This is a genomic window from Legionella stuttgartensis (assembly GCF_977063405.2).
This window is the reverse complement of the sequence record NZ_CDRUHA020000022.1, coordinates 16,972-40,832: the sequence shown is the minus strand read 5'-3', so window position 1 is coordinate 40,832 and position 23,861 is coordinate 16,972. Positions and strand designations below refer to the sequence as shown.

The following is a 23,861-nucleotide window of genomic DNA, read 5'->3' as shown; positions in this document are numbered from 1 at the left end:
CTCCTTAATATAACTTTTGTATATAAATAAATCAGTTAAAATGGGTAAAATCCTTACTGCTTTACTACAAGAGTTATTAATGAGAGGCAATATAATAATATGATGCTAGAAATTGAGACTCAACGCACAATATTGCGATTGATTAATGAAGATGATTTAGACCTTTTGGCTGAATTAAATTTAGATCCAGACGTTAGAAAATATTTTCCTGATGGCATTCAAACTAAAGAACAAACAAAACAAAGAATGAAGCAATTTATAGGCTTTTATAAGGAATTTGGACTTCCTTGTTTTGTGATTTTTGATAAAGAATCTAAGGAGTTTATTGGACGCTGTGGTTTTGGTCCTATAGAGACTGGAGAAATTGAAGTTGGATATCTCATTGCAAGAAAATTTTGGGGAATGAATTATGCTTCAGAAGCTTTAAAAGGCCTTCTGAATTGGAGTAAAAAAAATATTAAAACCGATTTTATTATTGCTTTTGCTCCCATAGAACACAAAGCCTCCCACCGTGTGATGGAAAAATGTGGAATGCATTACTATAAAGATGGAATTGGGCATGGTATAGAATGTAAATTTTATCGAATTAAGAACAGTGATTAACGTTGTTGCATTAGCGAGTTGAATCCGCCCCTACACTTTATACATTAGGTCTGATTATCAAAATAATCAGACCTAATGTGATAATCAGGCTTTAATTATTCTCACCTCTTCCTGGATGATATGACTTAAGGTTTTATAGTTGTTTCATCTCGCTCTTCGGCTAGCTGTTCGTCTTGTTCTTCTTTTAGATTCTCATCTTGTTTTTTTGTTAAGTTTTCCTCAATAGGATTTTGATAAATATTAAATTTTAACAATGTTGACGTGAGGGTTTTTTCAGACGGTATAGACAAAAGATTACAAATGAATTCGGTAAGCGTTTTAATAAATCCTGCAACTGCCGTTCTCATTTCTTCGACATTATGGAACATGTGAAGATCTTCATGACGAACGTAGGAAACATCTATGTTATTAATTGTTTCAAACAACTGCTGAGGGTTTTTATGATGTTTTAATGCCTCATTCATTAAACTAGAAATCTCAAGACAAGTATAACCTCCATTTTCTATGAGTTTTTCTATAAAACAAGCCACTTCATGTTCATATTTATCTTGGGTAAGCGTTTCTTTTAATGCTTGTAGACGTATAATTTTTTCCAGAAGTTTTGCATCCGTGCTTGTGTAAGTTGGATCCACCCACATCGCCGTGATCTTGTTCGTTGCTAAGTTTTTTACATTGAGTAAATGTGTAGGCCCAGAGCTGTTGTTTTGGTTTTCATAGTACATTACGAACTGATTATTTTTATATATTTCAAACATAAGAACTCTATTTAAATCAAAGGGATGGGAAGTTTATCATAAATTTATAAGAATGGTTATTTTGTGGACAAATTTATTTGTTTGGCAATTGTTACCTAAACTAGTGAAGAAAAGAATAACTTAGTAAAAGCTTGCTTAAAGTGTTTGTACTGTGGGCACTCTTTTAGTTTTCATTGATTGGTACAATCTGCTGTATTTTTCCACTGAATCTTGCCCCCAAGGTTAAAACTGAAGGGAATTGTTTGATGATGGGCAGCAATAACGATCTGGCCCAAGGTTTCATCATCGCTAATTGTGCGAAAAACGAGGCGGCATGGATGCGATGACTAAAGTATTTGTGCCATTGCTTCGTATAAAATGCCCCGGCATCATCCAAATGCTGCTCCTTTCGAATGTTGAGTTTAAAGTGAATGAAACAGTGTGCAAGTAACCATGCGGATTGCATGGCCATGCTAATACCCTCTGCAACAATGGGATGAGCTTCCCCCGCAATATTGCCCGCAAAAAAAAGACCATTCTGATAGCACCTCCGAATACCAGGTTTAATCGGGCCTGCTGCCAGCCATTTTCCATCACGCTGTGCCTCGCTAAGAACTTCCCTAGCCCCGCGACATTGATTTAATATATATTGATAAACTGTTTCTCCTGCTTGCGCACCTGGATTTTGCAAACGCAAATCATGCAAAACATTTCGTCGAATGCAACAAGAAAGTGTGACTTTTTGCATACTACTATGAACAATTCCTCCGTATCCACCTGGAAAAGCAAGAAGTGGCATTAAATTTACCGGCAAGCTGGAGTTTCTAAAATGTGCTTTAAATGCCAGCAGATCAGAAGGCTGATGTATTTTATTCTCTTGTTCATCAATTCTTTTTTCCCATGATCCATTAGCTATAACCACTAGAGAAGCCATTATCTCTGTTGTTTGATCATTTTCTCTTATGGAGCAAATAAACGATCCATCTTTGGACCGTTGTACAGAGAGCGCTTCACAAGGTTGCCAAACACGCACTCCTTCAAGTTTAGCTTTATTTATGAGCTCTGTATCTAGATATTCTCGCTCTAGTGCTCGTCCCCATAGATTTTTTGATGCTTCTCCAGAAGGCATATTTGCAGTCAATATAACATCATCAGTAAATAAACCAATCTTTTCTATTTCTGGACCGCAATGTGTCAAATAGAACTCCTCCAAACCAAGTTTTTGGAGGAGAGGTAAGCTTGTAACCGATATAAACTCACCACAAACCTTTCTTCGAGGAAATTGTTTCTTTTCGATCAGCCCTACAGACCATCCTGCTTGGGCAAGTAATAATGCAGTAGTTGCACCAGAAGGCCCTCCTCCAATGATAAGCACATCCAGAGTCATAAATTTTAATCCATTAATTATTTCAGAATAAGAATACTCCACCAAAATGGGAAGTGCCATTTGATTTGATAATTTTTAATACCTGCTTGTTGCAAAAAAAAATCCAACTCTGTTCGAGTAAAACTTTTTTGAATCGATAATAGACCATCATGGGTGATAAGTCGGTTTCGAAATAATACAGGACTGATGAATTTATAAAGAGAATAAGCAATAAAATTACGATGTAGATCATTAATTATCACCGCTTTACAGGCTGTATCATTTGCTTTTATCAAGAGAGAGACTAATTCTTCGTCATTTAGATGATGGCATACCAAATTAAGTAAAATGATATCTACGTGTGTATTGATTTCGAGTTCTGGTTTTGTTTGGATTTGAAACTCAATTTGAGTAGCTCCACTTTTTTGTTGCCACTCCTGTAATTCTTCCTCTGCAAGTTTAATAGCATCTTGAGAGATGTCTAATCCTATCAGACGCATTTTAGGGAAATATTTCGCAAGATTAAGTAAAAATAAGCCCCCTCCACATCCCACATCGGTCAATATAGAATTTGAAGGAAATTGTTGCAATAACCTGACCGTATTTTTAAACATCCCCATCAATTTATTGATTTTAAATAATTTTTTTAACGATTGGACGTATTCTTGAGGGGTATAAAAATCCTGACCGAGATCAATGATTTCCTTTTCCTTTGAGCGTACCTTTAAATGGGCCATTTCATTTTAAAAGAAGTAAATTTTAATTCTGCATCTTATATTTAAATATTGCAATAAGTGCTATAAATAAACCTATAAGATGGAAGTTACTCGCTTTTATTGAGGGAATTGTTTTTAAAAAAGGGAAAAAATGTCATCAAAAATTACTGCAATTGGAGTAGCAAATCCACCATTTAAACGCACACAAGATGAGATTGCGGATCTTATTTCAGTAGGATTTCACCTTGATGAAGTACAAAAAAAAGTGCTAAAAAAAATTTATAAATCCTCAGGAATTGAGACCAGATATAGTGTGTTAACCGATTATTGTAAGCAGCCAGGTCAGTTTGAATTTTTTCCTAATACTCCGAAAGAGAGTTTCCCATCAACCTTACAGCGAATGAATCTGTATAAGGATAATGCGCTTAAGCTAGCTATAGTTTCAATTGAGAATTGTTTAAATAGCATTGAGTTTGATAGAAAAGAAATTACTCATTTAATTACAGTCAGCTGTACTGGCATGTATGCTCCTGGAATTGACATTGAAATTATACAAAAACTAGATTTATCTTCATCTGTAAAACGTACTGCGATTAACTTTATGGGTTGTTATGGAGCATTTAATGGTTTAAAAGTAGCAAATGCATTTTGTCAAACTGAACCTAATGCCAATGTACTCTTAGTTTGTGTTGAACTTTGTACAATACACTTTCAAAATACCTTTAATATAGAGAATATTGTTTCAAATGCAATTTTTGCTGATGGAGCCGCAGCAGTCTTGATTCAGGGGAAAGCTGATTCAAACAAATCTTTGAGTATTGAGTCATTTTATTGTGATTTAGTTCCGCAAACAAACCAGGACATGGCATGGACTATCACTGATTATGGATTTGATATTATACTCAGTTCGTATGTACCGGAAGCAATTAAATCAGGAATTTTTCTGTTTACTGAAAAACTATTAAAACAATCTAATTTTTCTTTCGCTGATATCGATTATTACGCAATTCATCCAGGCGGAATTAAAATTCTGCAAGCATGTGAAAAAGCATTAAAAATTTCCACTCAAGACAATCAATACTCATATGACATATTAAGAAATTATGGGAATATGTCTTCAGCAACAGTTTTATTCGTTTTAAAGAATATTTGGGATAAATTAAATACCCAGGATGTGGCAAAACATATTTTTAGTTGTGCATTTGGTCCGGGATTAACCTTGGAATCCATGATGCTCAAAATACAGTGCAATTAAAGTAATTAACTGGTTTGATTAAATGATTTTGATTGATACTCATAGACAGGGCCGACCAGAAGCTCTATAGGCATTCGCCCTGTTACAAATAAAGACAATTTTGAATTTCCTAAAGAGAGGTCAGTACTCTCTTCTTCATAATAGTAATGAGTAATTAATGCCAGTTCATTATCTAATGTTTTATTTACGTCATTTTGCTCAACCCGATCCTTGATTTTCCGCTAAAATCAGTAAACGCCACGAATTGTAACGCAAAGTTCCATGAAATTCATTGCTGAGAGTCGCTCGTTCTGCATTGGCCCTAAAGGTACGACCTTGGTCATCTTTCACTTCAGATCTTTAATAGCGCTATCAATTTTCAAATATAGGCTAATATTTTCTCATTATAGGAACACTAAGGAGATTTTCGATGTCGAATAAATTATTGAGTCTATTCATTGCAATCTGTATTTTTACTTATAATCTCACAGGTTTTAGCGCCACTAATAGCATTCAATTTTTCTATTCAAACAACAATCAAATACTGGATCTTGAAAAAGCATATCAGCGTTTAGTAGGCAAAGAGCAACATCAACTTAAAAGAAGTGCCATTCGAATATTACAAAAACAGCATATGGAATTAGGCGAATTTAAAAATGCCCTTGGTACTTATACGATGAAACAAACACAACAGTTTACAGCTGAAAACGCAGAGATTTTTTATGTATCGCCCTTACAGAAATTGTCTCGAAAAGAAACTTTTCTTATCGCGTCCATTTTAGCAAACCAACTGAATCAGGAAAGTGTTGCCGTTTTTATTCCGACTCATACGCATGCAATTTCCCATATTAAGTTGGTTTTTAATTACAATAAATTTACTATAACTGAGATAATACCTTTAATTCATAAACTCTCTACCTCTTTTAATCAGGGGTTTACATTGAACTTAAAAAATATTCACTCTGGATTTGATTCAGCAGAAGTACATTCAATTGAATGGCTTGGAACCAATCTTAATGATGCAGCGATAAGAGAGCTCTTTCCTTATGATGAAGTGCTCTCTTATCGTGGTGATGCTTATCTAGTTTTTAACAATGGGACGTATCGAAAATTGTAGATAATTCATTCTACCATTCATATGACTTACCTTTATCTTCATATAATTCTAAATCGCAATCTGGACGAACGTAGGTTTTAAAGTATTGATAGGCGGCAGAAAAGTCCTTTCTTTGCATATTATCCTTAAAATATGCGATGGCATCAGGATCACCATAATGTACCGCGAGATCAAGCCAGTCAAAGCCAGGAGTCCAATCACATTCTAGTTTAGGAAATTTTACCTCAATGTCATCATCCATTTCTTGTTTTAATGTTACCAGATCAGCAAAAGAGACAAGTGCAATTTCAAATTGAGCACTGCTATATCGTTGTTTACCATTATCCGACACAATTCGCTTTGCTATAAGCAAAGTATCTCGCATATATTCTTCAAAAGAAATTTGTTTTTTAGGTTTTTTAAAAAATCGTTTCATGTTGTAATTGAAAAAAAAGAAGCAATTATGTGCAATTTATTTTCATGTGTAAATGCTTTTTCAAAATTTAATTTTCTATTTTAATCAAGCTTCCTGGCTAACATTTTACTCGTTAAATCAGAGGAGGCTCTACTCGTCATTAATCTCGATCCAAACGAAATAACAAACCTCCAATCTTATAAATTAGTTGAATTGAATTGGCTCGCTCGAGCGAGTTCTTGCGAAGTTGAAATTAACTCGAGTTTTTCTGTTGCAAGCCTAATATAAGCATCACCAATATTGTTCATTGTCATAATTTTAGCGGCCCAGCCTGCAATCAACATCATATATGCTGATAATTCTCCTCCAGCAACCATACGATAGTTTTTCGCTGCAGTAAGAAAAGTCTTATATTCTGCTGGATTATCAATTAACTGTTCCGTCCTATTCATTAAGTCAATTGACTCTTGAAATGAAAGTTGTTCATTATCTTGCAATTTCATCACGAGACCAACCATTTCATTGCACGCCTTTTTAAAATTGCTAGGATAATCAGTGTGTTGTAATAGTTTAGTTTCGATATTTTGATTTAGCTGCTCTAATGATGCATATAAATTATTTTTCATAATTCCTTTTATAGAGTTAAAAATAGTTTGCTCTAACTTCTTCTCAGCTTCAGGAGTACGATTATTACCACCTAAAAACATCACCTGCTTTACAACATCTGATGAATCAAAATGATGACGCCCTACTTTTCCCAATGGATATTTATTAAAATCATAACCATTTTCATAATTTCGGATGCGGGAATTGTTTGATAAAAACAGATAGTCCATGTCATCGCTCGTTGCATATGCGCCCCAATTTATCTTTAAGCGGAGCAGAAATTTCTCATTAAAATTATGAGCTAATTCTTTGGCTAAGTAAGGACATTCGTTTAGAACAAACTCCAGAGTGGGCATCGATGTAGTAGTATAAAAAGAAAGGAGCTTTCTTGCTTCAGATTCGATTGACATGAGCTCGAATTTGAAATAAAAAGCTGAGATCGCATCATATGTTTTATAAGATAACCGTTCCCTAGCATCACTAATGTTATGCTTCGCGGCATAATGTAGTATCAATCGCGGCATGCAGTCACTGGGGCGAATATTAATCTCTTTGTATCGGTTATAGATGGCCTCCATTCGAGCTTTCGGTGGTTCAGGGAGAAAGGCCAAGGTTATAAATTCTATAATGTTTTTAGCCCCACCAAGATGAGACAACGGTATTGCATCCCCATTACCCCCGAATTTAACCTCACTTGTATTTTCAGTGAGTCTTAAACCTAAATTACTTTCCGCTAAAGGAAGGAGATCTTGTGGTGTAAAAAACGACATATCTGTCCCATTATTGATATTCTTTGATTAAAGAAATGCAATCTTAACTAAAAATAGATTTTTATTGTAGGTTTCTAATTAATTCATTTGATATTTCAAGACAAATAGGAACAAACTAGGAAGCTAATATTTTCACACGGAGGCACATATGGGAAAAAAAGTATGCGTAATTGTTGGAGTTGGGCCTGGAAATGGTGCTGCGTTTGCCTCTCGTTTCTCTAAAGAAGGATATTATTTGGCATTGCTCGCTCGTTCAAAAACCTTTTCTAATGAACTTGTAAAGGAACTAGGTAATGCACATGCCTATGAGTGTGATGTTAGTCAGAATGATTCGATACAAAGAACGTTTACACAAATTCAACAGGATTTGGGCTCAATAGATGTTGTTATCTATAATGCTGGCTCTGGTGTTTGGGGTAATATAGAAGAAGTTGGACCTAAAGATTTTGAAGCAAGTTGGCGTGTTAATGCATTAGGATTAATGCTTGTAAGTCAATGTGTAATTCCTGGGATGAAGCAAAATGGTAAGGGAAAACTAATTATCATTGGTGCGACAGCCTCAAAGCGAGGAGGTATTAAAAGTGCGGTATTTGCTCCAGCAAAAGCAGCCCAACGAAGTCTTGCAGAATCAATGGCTAAATACTTAGGTCCCATGGGCATTCACGTCGCCCTAGTTATTATTGATGGGATCGTGGATTTACCAAAAACTAGAGAATATATGCCAGGTAAACCTGATGGATTCTTTGTGAAACCACAGGATGTAGCCGGGACGGTACTTTGGTTAACGCAACAAGCTCCATCTACTTGGTCATTTGAGGTAGAAGTCCGCCCTTTTGCGGAGGTTTGGTAATCTATTAAAGGTTAGGTCGCATAAGCGCCCTGACCTTTTAATTCATTTGATTTCTTATCAATTATTTTTCTATTGTTGTTTGGTGTTGATTATAAAATTGAACGAGACGAATTATCGCAGTTATGGTCACCAGAAAAGTAAATAGACAAACAAGAAAATTAAAAGCATGAGGCCATATCATCATCGCAATAAAAAAAGAAAATGCTTCTGCCCGCTCCATAAGACCAGGGCTGTAAAAAGGTAACCAATGACGAGTGTTTATTTTATTCACGAATGTTTTCCTTAGCACCGGTAGTTCTCAATCAGCCGGGGCGCAGTGGGCGGCACTCGCGCTACATCATGTATAATTTAATTTAACTATCCAATTGCACATTAATATCACGTGCATCAGATAGACCATGATCATCTACTATTCTGACAACAAATTTTCCTGGTTTTGCCTTCCATAAATAAGACTCACCTGCTTTTGTTTTTGCAATAAATGTTTCATTAATAAACCAATATACATTAGCGATACCGGCATCAGTCACTGCAGTAAGAGGAATAGTATTGTTTTGCTGGGAATCTGCGCGAATAATATAGCTGATACCGTTTTGTGGGGATGTAATGTGTGGATTAATACCAGAGTTCCCAGATAAGTTACAATCAGGCTCAAAAAACGGCGGAATATGTCTTTGTATTCCAGCTCGTTTAAAAATACTCAATAAGTCAGAGGGCCAAAATTCAAAAATTTCAAAGCGCGTATTTTCATCAATATGACAAGTTCGCAAACCTGTTTTGCTATTAATAGCAACTTCTCGATAAATGGTATCTGTTTTAATTGGGGATTTTCCGGGGATAAACCAGCCCCATTCCGTATCTGTACAATAACGAGTTGGAAGCATCCCGGAGGCTTTGCAAACTTCTACTTTTTTCAGATTCATTTGTTCTGGATGTTTTTCTAGGGCATATATAGGGCCCCGTTCGTGTTTTAATGCATCAACTAATTCGAAAAATAAGGGAGCAGCTATGTCTTTACCAATAAATGCTGGGTTTGCCTTATTGTCAAAATTTCCCACCCATACTGCTAATACATAAGGACCAAATACTCCTACCGTCCATGCATCGCGATAACCTGAGGAAGTTCCAGTTTTCCAAGAAATCGGCAAACGCGACCAACTTGTGGAAACATCATCCAAACGAGGAGTATTTGTAAGCATATCTAATACTAGATAGCTTGCTTCCGGGCTAAGCAAACGAACCCCTTTGGGTTTCACTTCGTTTTTAAATGTGCGAATTGGATACCAAAGTCCATCGTTTGCTAACATGGCATATAGACTCACGAGTTCTTTCATCGTTAATTCGACTCCACCCAAACTCAGTGACAGACCATAATAAGATTCCGAACGTAATTGACTGATTTGAGCTTTTTCCAATAGTTGATGCAATGTTGGATTGGTTAATTGGTTGGCAAGATAAATTGCGGGGATATTACGACTCAAAACTAAAGCATCCTTTGCTTTAATCGGGCCCATAAAATCATAATCAAAGTTTTCTGGGTTGTAACCATTAAAACTATGCGGAACATCTTTTAAAACAGTATCAGGGTGAATTAAGCCTTGATCTAAAGCCAACCCATAGATAAACGGCTTTAGCGTGGATCCAGGCGAGCGTTTCGTTTCCGTACCATTAATTTGTCCGCTAATACCCAGATTAAAAAAATCAGCTGAACCCAACATACCTTTAATACCCATATCGCGGGTGTCTATGAGTAAAACCGCTGCATTATTTACACCAATGCCTCTTTTTCTGGCGAGATAATTATGTGTAATACGCTCGATAATTATTTGGGCACGATAATCTAAAGTAGTATCAATGCCTTGGCGTTTGATTGATGAATCGTATAAAATTTCATTTACAAAATGTGGGGCGGTAAAAGGAAGCATGTGTGTATTTTGCATTACCAATGGTAAAGCAAACATGCCTTTTTTATTAAGGTCTTCTGGGTGTTTATTTAACCATCGACCTAATAAATGTTCTCTAATTTTTTTTAATTCTTTGTTATTAGGTGTTCTTTTACCTGGATTCTGCGGGATAATGCTTAAAGTTAATGATTGTGGCAAAGTAACTTGATTTACAGAAGTTCCAAAATAGACCAAACTTGCTGCCCCTACTCCTTCAACATTGCCACCATAAGGCGCCAAATTTAAATAAGCTTCTAAAATTTCCTTTTTGCTGTAATGCATTTCAATTTGAATTGCACGAATGATCTGCAGTAATTTTCCTGATATTTTTTTTGAATTCATACCATAACGCATCCGAGCTACTTGCATGGTAATGGTTGAAGCTCCAATTCTGCGTGATTGTGCACCATACGTCTGCCATACTGCTTTCAATGTAGCCCAGGGATTAACGCCATAATGCCAATAAAAATATTGATCTTCTTGTAATAAGGTTGCTTCAATCAATTGGTTGGATATTTGTGATAATGGCGTGAATAAGCGATATTTCTCATCTTTACTTAACGTCAGTCTCAATAAATTATGATGGTCATCATATACTGCCTTAGAAAAACTCACGTCTTCTAGCAAAGAAGGTTTTGGCAAGAAAAATAATACCAAATAGACGCTGACAAATAGCATAACAAATATTATGCTAAGTTTTTTAAATATTTTGTTCATAGTCGCTATTATGCCCTAAATAGAATAAAATATATGCAAAAATTTTTCAGCACAATTCACCACTTGGAATAAATGATGAATAAAAATCCGCTATCTATATTACTAAATGCATTCTCATCTGTGTTTGGCAAATTAAATTGGCGTAGCCCACCGTGGATGAAGTACCTGTGCTATAAATCTAAATCATCTCCAAAAATGTTTTGGGGAAGTAGCATTTTAGTCGTGCTCGTTTTAATCATTGCGGGCTATTCAATACATTGGTATAAAAATTTGCCAAAACCTATTTATACCACTGCGCAAATTACAGTTCCAGACATCACACCCAATACGGAAGACCAATTAATCGCTAATAACTTGATTATTGATTTTGGCATAAAAAATAACGGATTTATTAATCAATCGGTCGCACCGCTTAGCCAGGTTGGGAAAACGGTAATTGAAGGCATTGAAATGACGCCCCAAATGCCTGGGACATGGACGTGGAATAGCGACAGTCAATTAGTTTTTACACCTTCCCAAGATTGGCCTGCAGGACAAAAATTTACAATCCGTTTTGCCCCAAACTTTTTTGCTTCCAATGCCAATATGGAACGCCATGAATATTCATTTTCTACTCATCCTTTTGATGGAAAAATCACTGAATTTAAACTGTATCAAGATCCAGTACATGCTGAAATAAGAAATGCCGTAGCTACTGTAGAATTTAATTTTCCAGTTAATCCTAAAAATTTGGAGAAAAACACTTCACTAGTGTATCAAACCAAATCAGGTTCTACGGGCGAAAAACTTCAGATCACCTTTACTTATGATAAAAATAAACGGATAGCATATCTCCATTCAGATACGATACAAATAAACAATGTAGCTCGCTTTTTACGCTTAACTTTAGACAAAAATGTTACTTCATCAACTGATTCTGCTCATTTGAAAAATGATTTATCGCAAAACCTCCTGATCCCTAGTGCCCAAGATTTTCTTAAAGTTCTTTCTGCTTCGGCATCTATTATTCGTAACGATAAAGATAGACCTGAGCAAGTACTGAATGTTGAAACCTCCCTAGGTGTCAATGAGAATGAGTTTAATAAATCAGTACATGTCTATTTATTACCTAAAGATCGGCCAGCAACAGTTGCTGAAGCTGCTAAAGAGAATTATCAATGGCAAAATCCAGGAGAAGTGACCAAAGCGGTTCTTTCTCTAGCCACGCCTTTAGCAAAGGAAGAGATTCCTACAGAACAAAACTATTCCACTTTGCATAGTTTTAAGTTTAAAGCAGATACGCCTCGATATATATATATCCAAGTAGATAAAGGAATGCGTAGTTTTGGTAATTTTACCTTAGGAACTGAGTACGCAGCGATCATCCCTGTTCCTGCAATACCTAAAGAAATCAGTTTCTTGCATAAGGGGTCACTGCTTGCTTTAAGTGGTGAGAAAAAACTTTCTGTATTGATTCGTGGTGTTCCTGCGGTGAAGTTTGATTTTGCACGGGTATTGCCTGAAAATATTAACCAATTAGTCACTCAAACCCAGGGTGATTTTAACAATCCATATTTTATTAATCCTACATTTAATCAACAAAACATCAGTCAAATCTCCTCAGAAATTCAAGAGTTTGATATTTCAGATTTAGCGAAGCAACAGTATACCGCTCTTGATTTCAGCAAGTATTTAACAATGGATACGAATACCCTGGGTCCACAGGGATTATTTTTATTACAAGCCACCGGGTGGGATACTACAAATAAAAGTGCCTTAGACGTAAAAGCAAGTCGCATGATTTTGATTACTGATATGGCATTGTTGGTAAAGGACAACCAAGATGGTAGCCATGACGTTTTTGTTAATTCCATAACGCAAGGAACGCCAGTTGCTAATGCAACGGTAACGGTTTTAGGAAAAAATGGCTTGCCTATTTTATCACGCGTCAGTGATGTACAAGGTCGAGTGAATTTCCCACTTTTAAAAGACTTTGTCGATGATAGAGAGCCTACTGTGTATTTGGCTCAATTGAATAATGATGTGTCATTTATTCCATTCAACAATGCCAATAGACAATTAAATTTCTCTAAATTTGATATTGGTGGTCTATATACGAACAACCAAGAGTTACATAGCCTAAGCGCTTATCTTTTCTCCGATAGAGGGATCTATAGACCAGGAGATACAGTTCATATTGGTATGATAGTCAAGCAAGCTTACGCTCAGCCTCAACCTGGAGGGTTACCACTACAAGCAACTGTAGTAGATGCCAGAGGAACAACGATTAAAGATGAAAAAATTACCCTTAATGACCTAGGGTACATGGATCTTGATTTTACAACAAATGCCAGTTCACCCACAGGCCAGTACATGGTTAATTTGTATCTGGTTAAAGATGGATACCCACAAAACCTACTTGGTTCAACAAGTATTCGTGTTTCTGAATTTTTACCGGACAGAATGCGCATTACTACCAGTCTTTCGCCAAAACCATCTTCAGGATGGAGTTCTCCAACTGGACTAAAAGGAGAGGTAAATCTTTGGAATTTATATGGTGCCCCCGCTACTGACCGAAAAATCAGCGGTAAAATTTTATTAGTACCTCAAAAAGTTGAATTTGATAAATATCCCGATTTCATCTTTATTGACCCTTTGCTGGATCCCAAAAAACCACCAAAGGTGTTCACTGAAACATTAAACGATGTGATAACAAACAACAAAGGTGAAGCTGAATTTGATTTAAATCTTGACCGCTTTGAAAAAGCGACCTATCAATTAACATTTTTTGCTGAAGGTTTTGAGGCGGAAGGTGGTCGTAGCGTTACAAGCCAGACTAAAACCTTGATCAGTCCTCTGCCCTACTTTGTTGGATATAAACCGGATGGTGATTTATCTTTTATTAAGCAAAATAGCACCAGAAGTGTTAATTATATTGCAATCAATCCTGAGTTGAATAAAGAAGAAATTAAAGATTTAAAGATACAACTGGTTTCGTTACACCCCGTTACAACTTTAGTTAAAAAGGCTGATGGTACTTACCAATATCAGTCAGTTATTCAATCGACAGTAGTGAGTACTACCCCATTTAATATCGCTGCTCAAGGAACTGATTACGCTTTACCTACACAACAAATTGGCGATTTCTCTTTAAGTGTCCTTGGAAAAGATAATACGATACTTAATCAGTTAAAATTCAGTGTTGTAGGTGCCAGTCAACAGCCTTTAGCTAAAAATGCCGAATTATCAATTAAACTCAATAAAACTGAGTATCAAGCCAATGAGGATATTGAGATACAAATCACCGCTCCCTATACTGGTTCCGGTTTGATTACTATAGAGCGTGACAAGGTTTTTGCGGCTCAATGGTTTAAAACAGATACTACCAACTCGGTGCAAACTATTCACATCCCTGCTGATTTCCAAGGTGATGGATACATCAATGTTGCTTTTATACGTGATTGGAGCTCGCCTGAAATCTTCATTAGTCCGTTAAGCTATAGTGTTGTCCCTTTCACAGTCAATCATGAGGCTCATGAAGTAAAAATTGATTTACAAACCGCCAAAGTCGCACGTCCTGGTGAACCATTTACTATTAATTATCATACCGATAAGCCAGGAAAAATTATTGTGTTTGCTGTTGATGAAGGCATTTTGCAAGTAGCACACTATGAGACTCCGGATCCTTTATCATTTTTCTTCCAAAAGCATGCTCTTGAAGTTTTGACCCAACAAACAGTGGATCAAATCATGCCTAAATTCATTCAGGACCGAGAGCTTTCCGCTGTGGGTGGTGACAATGGTGAAGAAGGCATGGCAAGCCGCCTAAATCCTTTCAAACGAAAAACTGATCTCCCTGTAGCTTATTGGTCTGGGATTATTGATACTGATTCAAGTACTCATCAAGTAGTGTATCAAGTTCCCGACTACTTTAATGGAACATTACGGGTTATGGCTGTAGCTGTGTCATCTGATTCAGTCGGTGCTCAAGAAACCTCTGCCGAAATTCGCGGAGATTTTATTATTAATCCAAACGCCCCAACCTTTGTTGCACCAGGTGATGAGTTTGAAATCTCTTCCTCAATTGCAAATAATGTTAAGGGTTCTGGAGAACACGCCCTTATTAATGTAGATTTGATTGCTTCGCCTGAAATTGAAGTGATTGGCTCATCAACACAAACACTAGAAATTGCTGAGGGCCATGAGGAAACTGTTCATTTTAAATTAAAGGCCAAATCACTTTTAGGTGCCGCTAAGTTGAGCTTTAAAGCAAGCATGGGTGATAAATCCAGTACAATGAGTGCGACCCTCAGTGTTAGACCAGCTACACCCCTTAGTACATTCATTAATAGTGGTAAATCAACAGACGCACAAAGAACTTTGGATGTGATGCAGACATTGTATCCGGAATATCGCAAAGCAAACGCAACTGCTTCTACTAGTCCCATGATTTTAGTATTTGGTTTGCAACGTTACTTGGATAATTATCCTTATGGTTGTACAGAGCAATTAACAAGCAAAGCCATACCCTTATTAGCGATGAATAATCAAGCTGGCTTTGGTTTTGAATTAAAAGAAGTTGATGAAAAAGTAAACGCTGCAATTCAAATGCTAAGCCAACGGCAAATGTCTAGTGGCGGATTTAGTTATTGGCCAGGTCTGGGTGACAATCAAGGTAATGATTTTGCATCAGTTTATGCAATGCACTTCCTAACTGAAGCAAAAGCCCAAGGATTTAATATCCCTAGTGACCTGTTCTACAATGGCATTAACTATCTTAAGACCTTGGTAAGTCAAAATGTAACCGATATGGATGCAGCAAGAATTCAGGCTTATGCTATATACATTTTAACGCGTAATGAAATAGTAACAACCAACTATCTTGCTAACTTGCAATTATATCTGGAAAAAGATCAGACAAAAGTGTGGCAAACAGATATTACGTCAGCCTATATTGCTGCTTCATATCAATTGCTCCAAAGCCATGATGAAGCAAATCAATTGATTGGTTTGTACAAGCCACAAAATAATCAAGCTTATATAACTGATTTTTACAGCAGTGCAATTGCTGATGCCCAGTATTTATATCTTGTAGCAAAACATTTCCCCAACTTGTTACCACAAGTTGGCGATGAATTGCTAAAGCGTTTAATTCAAGCGATCAATAATGATGAAATCAATACGGTTTTATCTGGATTTACGAGCTTGGCTTTAGGTGCATATCATCCCGCTTTATCAAATGAGCAGTCCTCTGCTTTATCCATGACAAAAATCATGGCAAATAATAAAGAGGTTAATGTACCAGCTGCTAATTCGAACTATCAAAAAATTGATATTGAATCCGATGTCCAAAAAATTCGCTTTAACAATCCTGATAAGAAAACATTTTTCTATCAGCTCATGCAATCAGGTTTTAACAAAGTCATTCCAAAGACACCATTAAAACAAGGTTTAGAAATTTTCCGAGAATATAAAGATGCGAAAGGAAATGTGATTAACTCAACAACTCTTGGAAGCGAAATTGAAGTACATATTCAAATTCGTGCACTTGATAATGATTATTTATCCAATATCGCAATTGAAGACCTTTTACCTGGCGGATTTGAAGTGGTAAATGACTCTGTAAGAAATAATAATGCCATGGATTATGCTGATGTCCGTGAAGACAGAGTAAATTTCTTTGGTGGAGTTGAATCTGCTGCTAAAGAAATTGTTTATAAAATCAAAGCTGTAAATATAGGTAAATATATTGTTCCACCTGCCTATGCTGAAGCAATGTATAATCCAAATACGAAAGCCCAAGGTATATCTTCGGTGATTACAATTACAGAGAAACCATAAATTCTTGAAATATACATTACGAAAATTGTAGCCCGGGTGTCGCGAAGCGAAACCCGGGGTTCATTTATTATATATGGACATTTATTGGCTGTCTTACCTCTCGTCATAAGGTCGTTTTGTAAAATAGAAGACATACAGTCAAAATAATAAATACAAAAATCTAGCAGATTAGGCATTTTTTAGTGGATCTGTTTTAGATTCAGCGCTATTGTTCACCGAGTAATAAAAAAAATTTTAATATGTAAATGGTGTAATTTTTATGAATAATTTAAAGAAAAGTATTAGCAAGTTTATTTTTATGGGAAGATGGTTGCAACTTCCTCTTTATTTAGGACTTATATTAATACTGGCAGCTTATGTTTATCGTTTTGTTCATGAGCTATTTGAATTAGTAATTCATCTTAATAGCTATGATGATACCCTCATTATGCTGGGTGTATTAGATTTAATCGACGTAGTAATGATTGCAAATCTTCTAATTATGGTTGTTATGGGCGGATATGAAACCTTTGTTTCTCATCTCACTCTCGACTCACATCCAGATCAACCAGAGTGGCTGGATCATCTTGATGCGGGAGCAATGAAAATAAAGCTTGCTCTTTCATTAATCGGCATCTCATCAATCCACTTGTTAAGAACGTTTATTGATCCGAATAAGCTCAGTAATTACTCAGTAATGTGGCAAGTAATTATTCATTTAACCTTACTTGTTTCAGCCTTGGCGATTGCATTAACTAATAAAATGCTCGTTCAGAGTAAAACACATTAATGAAAGTGTCTAAATCCTGGCGCTAAATTTATTAGTAAGAATCATTTACTCCCGAGTTATCCTGGGCGAAGGCGTAAGCCGTAACTCGGGAACTCTTTGTCTGGAATTCAGGCTACAAACTTAAGTTTGAACACTTCGGCGTTTATCACACAAGATCCAATTGATATAGAAATGCGTCGAAGGGTGACTGAAAAACAAACCAACAATCATGAAGTACATAATTGCACTTCACTTGTGAGCGAAATCTTGAATAAAGGTGGATTACCCATCAAACAATCTAAAGTAAAGCCTTGGGTTATTACTCCCAATGGTTTGTCAGATGAGCTAAGTAGTAAAACCCCTAAAATTTAAAATTGAGCAAAAGATGATGCGCGGTTTTCAGTATTTTACCTGAAAACCACTTTAACGATGATTATTTCTTTTGCTTTTTAGTTTTTTGATTCTGCAATTTTAAACCAGATACATCATAAATAGTTATTGGCGAGTGAATTCCCTTCACTTTTACTCGAAGATGTCCATTTACCTCAATATCCTGTGCAACTTCGTTGTACGTGGATTCAGAAATCAATATTTGTCCACCAAGACTTAGATCTTGAATTCGCGATGACAAGTTAACTGCTGACCCTATTGCACTGTATTGCATCCGTTTTTTAGAACCTACATTTCCTACTATGGCAACACCAGTATTGATCCCTATCCCCATCTCTAGTTGGGGTAAATTAATCTTACTATTGGCGTGATTTAGTTTTGTTAACATTTTTTGCATTTCTAAAGCGCAAGCTATTGCACGATGAGAATCATTGCCTGAAGAATATGGTGCTCCAAAAATTACCATAATTGCATCACCAATAAATGCATCAACGATCCCTTGATGTTTTTCTATAACCGGTACCATTTTGCTGAAATAGGTATTTAAAAGAGAAACTAGCATTTCAGCAGGAATGGATTCAGATAGTGGTGTAAAATTTCTCAAATCACTAAACATGATGGTTATTTTATTTTCATATCCACCTAGTTTTTGATGAGGCGATTTGAGTATTGTATTAACTACTTCATCGGACATATAAAAACTAAATACTTTACGAATTAATTTATTACGCACTTCGAGTTGATTCTTTATTTTTTGTAATAAAAAATTCGTTTTACGTAGCGTTAACTCATCTTTAGCGATATTCGCTAAATTTAATAAAAGCTCTCGTTGTTTTGAGTTAAACTCTTTTGGAGAAGTATCAGCTAAACAAAAAGTCCCTACATTATATCCCAGAGGATCGGTCAAAGGAACACCAGCATAAAAACGAATATAGGGCGCTTGTTGTACCAAAGGGCTATTGACAAATCGCTCATCAAGAAGCGCATCGTTAATAATTAGTGGTTCACTTTTTTTAATGGTCACATTACAAAACGAAATGCATCTGGGTGTTTCTGATTCATTTAAACCATATCGCGCTTTAAACCATTGTCTTTCTTCATCTAGAAATGCGATATAACAAATTGGGATGTTGAATAAATCAATCGCCAGACGGACTAGTCGTTCATAACTTTCCTCTGGAAGTGTATCCAAAATGTTCAATGATTGGAGTGCATCAAGTCTTTTTTGTTCTAATTCTTGGGGCTCTTCTACTTTGTTTGATTTCATATTAACTCTCTGTGCCTGGTATCCCTATTGATCACGGCAAATAGCTCTAATTATCCTTCACATATAGTCATTATAGATTAAATATTATCCCCTCTTTTTGCATCAATCTTAATTCATGATATCCTTTGAGCAATTTATATTCTAAGTTTATAAAAATGTTCACATTAAAAAATAAAAATGAGTTGCAGAAGCAGTTAAGTAAAGTTAATGAATATGGTGAATATGCTCCATTTCCTGGCGTTACAGTCGTTTCTTCCTGCTATCCTGAACATCGGGAATTTTGTGAGGCCATTTTTAAAGTTTTAAATAATAATCCACTGATTATGCATTATTTTAATCCACTTCCTGCTTCTAGCTATCACATGACTACAATGAGTTTAGAAACAGAACAACAAATAGGCGATGCATGGAATCGATTCATTATTAATAAATTGCCTCATTATAAAAAAATAAAACAAACTTTAGAGGACACCCCTTTTCATCCTTCAATTGAAAAGATGGTGGTAAATATCGATCGTTGTATTTCGCTTACTTTAACATTATCCAAAGAACATGAAGAGCAAATTAAGGAAATAGCAGAGGCTTTGAATATCGAAAAAACGATACCAAGAGTTTTTCATATTACGCTCGCATACTCACGACCGAATAAAACAATATCTAAAGAAGGCTCTGAGGAGCTACATGAGGAAATTACAGACAAACTTAATGTAATTATCGAAAAAACGAAATTCCCCATGAACATTGCTGAACCCAAGCTTTGCTATTTTAATGATATGACTGCTTTTCCTATTTGGAATGCTGAAGATAATCCCTTTAATCATGCAACGACACCATTGCATCATGAGCTAAGTTCCATATTAGACAATAAAGAAAACTCAGAATTTAAAAAAGAACATCATTATGAAATGACATTCTAGCCATCATTTCAGTTGAAATAAACATTTTGATCTTATATTGTTGCTTCTTAATCTGACATGAATTAGGGAGTTTTCATGAAGAATCATTCTGGAATATTTAGGTTAAGTGAGTATAAGATTCTTGACTATCTAGTAAAACACGTAGATTTGACGCTGGATCTTTCTAAAAAACCGGTACAATCAACAGCCCTATTGACCATTGAGCCAAACCCAAACTCTACATCTTATGCCGTAGATTTAGAGTTGGACGGTCAAAATATGATTTTGGACTCCATCTTGCTCGATGGTAAAAAACTATCTGAAGAAGAATACGAAATAACAAAAGACTCTCTGATTATCAAAAGTGTTCCACAAGGACGCTCCTTTACACTCGAAACGACAACTCGTTTGGGTGAAAATACAGATCTATTTGGTTTATATGAAACAGAAGGAACCATTCTTGTAAAAGCAGAAACTGAAGGACTTCGTCGTGTCCTTTATTGTCATGACCGGCCTGATAATTTAGCTACATACAAAACAACAATTATCGCTAAGAAAAAAGACTATCCTGTGCTGCTTTCTAATGGTTCGCTCATAGAGCAAAAGGATCTAGATGAAGGACTACACTCTGTAACCTGGTTGGACAAAGTTCCTAAGCCTAGTTATCTTTTTGCATTAGTTGCAGGGAAACTACAGAAATCGGTCACTTATTTTAAAACACGTTCTGGTCGTGAATTACCAATCGAATTTTATGTCCCTCCGGAAGCTACGGCAAAGTGTGATTTTGCTAAAGAAGTTTTAAAAGAAGCAATACGCTGGGAAGAGGAAGTCTTTGATTTAGAATGCGAATTACCACAGCATATGGTGGCCGGTGTGGATAAGTATGCATCTGGGGCATCAGAACCAACAGGGTTAAATTTATTTAATACGGCAAATTTATTTGCTACACCTGAAGCACGTACTGATGCTGATTTTCTACGGGTATTAGAGGTTGCCGCCCATGAATATTATCATTATTGGTCAGGCGATCGGGTGACTATTCGTGAGTGGTTTAATTTACCCTTTAAAGAAGGATTAACTACTTTTAGAGCAGCGATGTTTCGTGAACGTTTGTTTGGTACTGATTTAATTCGGATGTTGGACGGAAAAAACTTTGATGAGCGTGCTCCGCGACAAGATACTTACACGAATGTTAGAAGCCTTTATACACCCGCAGCTTATGAAAAGAGTGCCGATATTTTTCGTATGATGATGCTGTTCTTAGGTGAAAAAGCTTTTTATAAAGCAATGTCCCAATTCCTTAAAGACAATGATGGTGGAGCAGTAACCTTAGAAGATGTATTGGGATCATTAAGTAAATCAACAGGGAAAGATATCTCTTCTTTCCTATCTTGGTTTACTGCATCAGGCATTCCCCAAGTAGCCGTTACCGAAGAATATGATGCAGATAAAAAACGATACACCTTAAAATTTAAAACTAAAGATGGAAAAGAACGACCAATCCCAATTGTTGTTGGATTACTGGATAATACAGGTCAGGAAATTCAAAGCGACACCATGATACTGGTTGATAAACCTGAAATGGACTTTCATTTTGACAATATTGACTCGCACCCTACTCCATCTTTATTGCGTAGTTTTTCTGCTCCTGTAATTCTCGATTTCACATACAGTTCAGAACAATTGCTTCGCCTCATGCAACATGATACCAATATATATAATCGTTGCGAAGCAGCAAATAAACTCCTTACTCAGATGGTCAGTGATTATTGCTCCGGAAAGCCCCTTACATTTACTCCGGAGTTTTTCAGCGCCTATCGATATATACTCCGTGAGAATAATAGTTCCTTGAACTATTGGTTACTGGCTCAACTAATATCTATCCCTTCAGAAGAAGACTTATTTTCCAACATGCAAAATCAGGATTTTGGAAAAATAGCTGAAGCACGTCAATTGATTCAAAGTCAGCTTGCAAAAGAGTTAGAGGAAGATATATTACGAATGCAAAAAACTATAGGAATGTTCCGTGTAGTTCCCAACTCTCCTTTTAAATCATTTGATATCTCCTCTGCCGGTTCCAACCGCTTAAAGCACGTATGTCATTCATATTTACTCTCTATACACTCTGAAAACGAAGAGCAATCATTAATTGAACAATTCAATAATTCGTTGGGTAAAAACATGACAAACTGCATTTCTGCTCTCAGTTTATTATTGAATACTAATAGCAGCGAATCAGATAGGCTATTGAAATCGTTTTATGAGTACTGGCAACATGATCCCAGTGCGGTTAATTATTGGTTTAATATACAAGCAGCAGCTCATTCTGGGAGTGTAGTACGATCAGTAGAACAATTAATGCTTCATCCTGCGTTCGATTTATCTAATCCCAATAAGGTCATTGCTCTTTTAGGAACTTTTATTAAAAATCCGTACGGGTTTCATACTCTATCAGGAGAAGGCTATCAATTAGTCGCTAATGCCATTTTGCAAGTAGAGAAAATCAATCCAACTTTAGCTGCCAATTTAACAGAAAAATTTAATAGCTGGGATAAATTTGATCTAAAAAGGCAAAAATTGATGGTAAACCAATTAGAGTTTATTAACACTCATGCTATAACTGCTGATGTGAAAAACATGTCAAAAAAGGGCTTAGATAAGAGGAAGCTTGATCCTCCCCTTCCTATCCAGCAAATGTTTTTTGAACCTTTTTCCAAGGTGGAGTCAACAACACTTGTCAAGGATGTTGAAAAAACATATTCTTGTAATTAACTAAACAGGTTATTAAACGCGTCTCAAGGGTGACCTTGAGGCGAAAAGGAACTTATAGAAACCTAAATCTCTCAGATGATTTCTTTCGTTTTTGGAAAAGTGCGGTTTCTAAATGACTGTATTCCCTTACCATATCATGCCGTGTAAAATATGTACATTCGGTATTAATTTTGCATTATTTTGCGCTGTATAAACTTAGTTAGTGAGGAAATATCATGTCTTGTGCAAAGGTTGAATTTGAACCAGCGGTTCTTCTAGTGGATATAATAAATGTTATAGATGATTTCAGTAGCTGCCCTATTCCTATTGGTTATACATGCAAAATAAATCTACCCTCAGAAGTAGCTCCCTCTGAAAAAGAGGAATTATTTGAAAGCACTTTCCGTCTTATTAAAGAAAATATCAAATCCATAGAAAAATATGATACTCCTTTAAATATTTCAGATTTAAGTGTTTTAAAGGACTTAATCAGCGATAATTCCATAAACACAAAAAAATTATTTGCTTATCTTACAGATAAATCCCGAATTGACTTGATCCTAACAACAGAGAACTTAGCCACTTTACGTGATTTATTTCCGACAAATGCAAGTCTCCAAAAACAGTCTTTACCCGAGATAAAAGAGAGTTTGTTAGCAGTTCAACAATCCTATGCTAGAGCATCTGTTAGAGGATTGTTTGCGCACAAAACTGAACTCCCTTATGAATTAGCAGAAAAAATAGGAAGCAATCTTGGCATGAAAACTGCCAGTAGCGTTGCTCAAGTATCTAAAAATCCAGCAAAACAAGCCAAAGATGCATTAGAGGCTGTAGATATTGACAATCCTTCTTTAAAAAGGTTCATCTAAATATTAATTTAATGATAAGGATATCAGTTAATTAGTCTTAGGGGGTTGAGTAGGTTGGGTCATTCGACCC

19 protein-coding genes are annotated in these 23,861 nt (G+C 36.0%); 10 read left to right on the top strand and 9 right to left on the bottom strand.

Annotated features, from left to right (window positions below):
- Positions 1-99 precede the first annotated feature (99 nt).
- Positions 100-603, top strand: a complete 504-nt coding sequence (locus tag ACWTEW_RS05790) for a GNAT family N-acetyltransferase (protein WP_454780766.1) — start codon at positions 100-102, stop codon at positions 601-603.
- Between the two features lie 125 nt (positions 604-728).
- Here ACWTEW_RS05790 and ACWTEW_RS05785 read toward each other — a convergent pair whose 3' ends face one another.
- The 3 genes from ACWTEW_RS05785 to ACWTEW_RS05775 form a co-directional block, all read right to left on the bottom strand.
- A complete protein-coding gene (locus tag ACWTEW_RS05785; protein ID WP_454780765.1) occupies positions 729-1,358 on the bottom strand; it encodes a hypothetical protein in 630 nt (209 codons plus the stop codon).
- Between the two features lie 163 nt (positions 1,359-1,521).
- Positions 1,522-2,724: an NAD(P)/FAD-dependent oxidoreductase gene (locus tag ACWTEW_RS05780; RefSeq protein WP_454780764.1), complete on the bottom strand. Its 1,203-nt coding sequence runs from the start codon at positions 2,722-2,724 to the stop codon at positions 1,522-1,524.
- A gap of 17 nt (positions 2,725-2,741) precedes the next feature.
- A complete protein-coding gene (locus ACWTEW_RS05775) occupies positions 2,742-3,440 on the bottom strand; it encodes a methyltransferase (RefSeq protein ID WP_454780763.1) in 699 nt (232 codons plus the stop codon).
- A gap of 130 nt (positions 3,441-3,570) precedes the next feature.
- On the opposite strand from ACWTEW_RS05775, the gene ACWTEW_RS05770 reads away from it, so the two are divergent.
- Positions 3,571-4,674 carry a type III polyketide synthase gene (locus tag ACWTEW_RS05770; protein ID WP_454780762.1) on the top strand — a complete coding sequence of 368 codons (1,104 nt, stop codon included), beginning with the start codon at positions 3,571-3,573 and terminating at the stop codon, positions 4,672-4,674.
- Positions 4,675-4,872: 198 nt separating this feature from the next.
- Here the strand turns inward: ACWTEW_RS05770 and ACWTEW_RS05765 are convergent, their stop codons facing one another.
- Positions 4,873-5,004: a hypothetical protein gene (locus ACWTEW_RS05765; protein WP_454780761.1), complete on the bottom strand. Its 132-nt coding sequence runs from the start codon at positions 5,002-5,004 to the stop codon at positions 4,873-4,875.
- 79 nt (positions 5,005-5,083) lie between these two features.
- Between ACWTEW_RS05765 and ACWTEW_RS05760 the strand changes: the two genes are divergently transcribed.
- Positions 5,084-5,770 carry a hypothetical protein gene (locus ACWTEW_RS05760; RefSeq protein WP_454780760.1) on the top strand — a complete coding sequence of 229 codons (687 nt, stop codon included), beginning with the start codon at positions 5,084-5,086 and terminating at the stop codon, positions 5,768-5,770.
- Positions 5,771-5,780: 10 nt separating this feature from the next.
- Here the strand turns inward: ACWTEW_RS05760 and ACWTEW_RS05755 are convergent, their stop codons facing one another.
- Both ACWTEW_RS05755 and ACWTEW_RS05750 read right to left on the bottom strand, forming a co-directional pair.
- Entirely contained in the window at positions 5,781-6,185 is a 405-nt protein-coding gene (locus tag ACWTEW_RS05755; protein ID WP_454780759.1) for a hypothetical protein, read from the bottom strand.
- A gap of 176 nt (positions 6,186-6,361) precedes the next feature.
- A complete protein-coding gene (locus ACWTEW_RS05750) occupies positions 6,362-7,540 on the bottom strand; it encodes a hypothetical protein (RefSeq protein ID WP_454780758.1) in 1,179 nt (392 codons plus the stop codon).
- 148 nt (positions 7,541-7,688) lie between these two features.
- Here ACWTEW_RS05750 and ACWTEW_RS05745 point away from each other — a divergent pair, with 148 nt between their 5' ends.
- Positions 7,689-8,390, top strand: a complete 702-nt coding sequence (locus ACWTEW_RS05745) for an SDR family NAD(P)-dependent oxidoreductase (RefSeq protein WP_454780757.1) — start codon at positions 7,689-7,691, stop codon at positions 8,388-8,390.
- A 61-nt stretch (positions 8,391-8,451) separates the two neighbouring features.
- Here ACWTEW_RS05745 and ACWTEW_RS05740 read toward each other — a convergent pair whose 3' ends face one another.
- The gene (locus tag ACWTEW_RS05740; RefSeq protein ID WP_454780756.1) at positions 8,452-8,661 is read right to left on the bottom strand and encodes a hypothetical protein; all 210 of its coding nucleotides are present in this window, start codon (positions 8,659-8,661) and stop codon (positions 8,452-8,454) included.
- 82 nt (positions 8,662-8,743) lie between these two features.
- Positions 8,744-11,050 (bottom strand): penicillin-binding protein 1C, encoded by a 2,307-nt coding sequence (pbpC, locus tag ACWTEW_RS05735; protein ID WP_454780755.1) that lies wholly within the window; start codon positions 11,048-11,050, stop codon positions 8,744-8,746.
- A 75-nt stretch (positions 11,051-11,125) separates the two neighbouring features.
- On the opposite strand from pbpC, the gene ACWTEW_RS05730 reads away from it, so the two are divergent.
- The 3 genes from ACWTEW_RS05730 to ACWTEW_RS05720 all read left to right on the top strand — a co-directional run bounded on the left by ACWTEW_RS05730 (position 11,126) and on the right by ACWTEW_RS05720 (position 17,990).
- Complete coding sequence (locus ACWTEW_RS05730; RefSeq protein WP_454781269.1) at positions 11,126-16,870, top strand: alpha-2-macroglobulin; 5,745 nt, start codon at positions 11,126-11,128, stop codon at positions 16,868-16,870.
- Positions 16,871-17,129: 259 nt separating this feature from the next.
- Complete coding sequence (locus ACWTEW_RS05725) at positions 17,130-17,639, top strand: TIGR00645 family protein (protein ID WP_454780754.1); 510 nt, start codon at positions 17,130-17,132, stop codon at positions 17,637-17,639.
- Positions 17,640-17,735: 96 nt separating this feature from the next.
- Positions 17,736-17,990: a hypothetical protein gene (locus tag ACWTEW_RS05720; protein WP_454780753.1), complete on the top strand. Its 255-nt coding sequence runs from the start codon at positions 17,736-17,738 to the stop codon at positions 17,988-17,990.
- Between the two features lie 61 nt (positions 17,991-18,051).
- On the opposite strand, the gene ACWTEW_RS05715 is transcribed toward ACWTEW_RS05720, so the two are convergent.
- The gene (locus ACWTEW_RS05715; RefSeq protein WP_454780752.1) at positions 18,052-19,275 is read right to left on the bottom strand and encodes an adenylate/guanylate cyclase domain-containing protein; all 1,224 of its coding nucleotides are present in this window, start codon (positions 19,273-19,275) and stop codon (positions 18,052-18,054) included.
- A gap of 155 nt (positions 19,276-19,430) precedes the next feature.
- On the opposite strand from ACWTEW_RS05715, the gene ACWTEW_RS05710 reads away from it, so the two are divergent.
- The 3 genes from ACWTEW_RS05710 to ACWTEW_RS05700 all read left to right on the top strand — a co-directional run bounded on the left by ACWTEW_RS05710 (position 19,431) and on the right by ACWTEW_RS05700 (position 23,791).
- On the top strand, positions 19,431-20,192 hold the full coding sequence (locus tag ACWTEW_RS05710; protein ID WP_454780751.1) for a DUF1868 domain-containing protein: 762 nt from the start codon (positions 19,431-19,433) through the stop codon (positions 20,190-20,192).
- Positions 20,193-20,267: 75 nt separating this feature from the next.
- A complete protein-coding gene (gene pepN / locus ACWTEW_RS05705; protein WP_454780750.1) occupies positions 20,268-22,943 on the top strand; it encodes an aminopeptidase N in 2,676 nt (891 codons plus the stop codon).
- A 215-nt stretch (positions 22,944-23,158) separates the two neighbouring features.
- A complete protein-coding gene (locus tag ACWTEW_RS05700) occupies positions 23,159-23,791 on the top strand; it encodes a hypothetical protein (RefSeq protein WP_454780749.1) in 633 nt (210 codons plus the stop codon).
- Positions 23,792-23,861: the final 70 nt, after the last annotated feature.

Bases quoted from the DNA above. Each gene is read 5' to 3' on its own strand.
- ACWTEW_RS05790 (WP_454780766.1), top strand. From the start codon at position 100: ATGATGCTAGAAATTGAGACTCAACGCACAATATTGCGATTGATTAAT.
- ACWTEW_RS05745 (WP_454780757.1), top strand. From the start codon at position 7,689: ATGGGAAAAAAAGTATGCGTAATTGTTGGAGTTGGGCCTGGAAATGGT.
- ACWTEW_RS05715 (WP_454780752.1), bottom strand. From the start codon at position 19,275: ATGAAATCAAACAAAGTAGAAGAGCCCCAAGAATTAGAACAAAAAAGA.
- ACWTEW_RS05755 (WP_454780759.1), bottom strand. From the start codon at position 6,185: ATGAAACGATTTTTTAAAAAACCTAAAAAACAAATTTCTTTTGAAGAA.
- ACWTEW_RS05725 (WP_454780754.1), top strand. From the start codon at position 17,130: ATGAATAATTTAAAGAAAAGTATTAGCAAGTTTATTTTTATGGGAAGA.
- ACWTEW_RS05750 (WP_454780758.1), bottom strand. From the start codon at position 7,540: ATGTCGTTTTTTACACCACAAGATCTCCTTCCTTTAGCGGAAAGTAAT.
- ACWTEW_RS05710 (WP_454780751.1), top strand. From the start codon at position 19,431: ATGTTCACATTAAAAAATAAAAATGAGTTGCAGAAGCAGTTAAGTAAA.
- pbpC (WP_454780755.1), bottom strand. From the start codon at position 11,050: ATGAACAAAATATTTAAAAAACTTAGCATAATATTTGTTATGCTATTT.
- ACWTEW_RS05780 (WP_454780764.1), bottom strand. From the start codon at position 2,724: ATGACTCTGGATGTGCTTATCATTGGAGGAGGGCCTTCTGGTGCAACT.
- ACWTEW_RS05775 (WP_454780763.1), bottom strand. From the start codon at position 3,440: ATGGCCCATTTAAAGGTACGCTCAAAGGAAAAGGAAATCATTGATCTC.
- ACWTEW_RS05700 (WP_454780749.1), top strand. From the start codon at position 23,159: ATGTCTTGTGCAAAGGTTGAATTTGAACCAGCGGTTCTTCTAGTGGAT.
- ACWTEW_RS05770 (WP_454780762.1), top strand. From the start codon at position 3,571: ATGTCATCAAAAATTACTGCAATTGGAGTAGCAAATCCACCATTTAAA.
- ACWTEW_RS05785 (WP_454780765.1), bottom strand. From the start codon at position 1,358: ATGTTTGAAATATATAAAAATAATCAGTTCGTAATGTACTATGAAAAC.
- pepN (WP_454780750.1), top strand. From the start codon at position 20,268: ATGAAGAATCATTCTGGAATATTTAGGTTAAGTGAGTATAAGATTCTT.
- ACWTEW_RS05730 (WP_454781269.1), top strand. From the start codon at position 11,126: ATGAATAAAAATCCGCTATCTATATTACTAAATGCATTCTCATCTGTG.
- ACWTEW_RS05760 (WP_454780760.1), top strand. From the start codon at position 5,084: ATGTCGAATAAATTATTGAGTCTATTCATTGCAATCTGTATTTTTACT.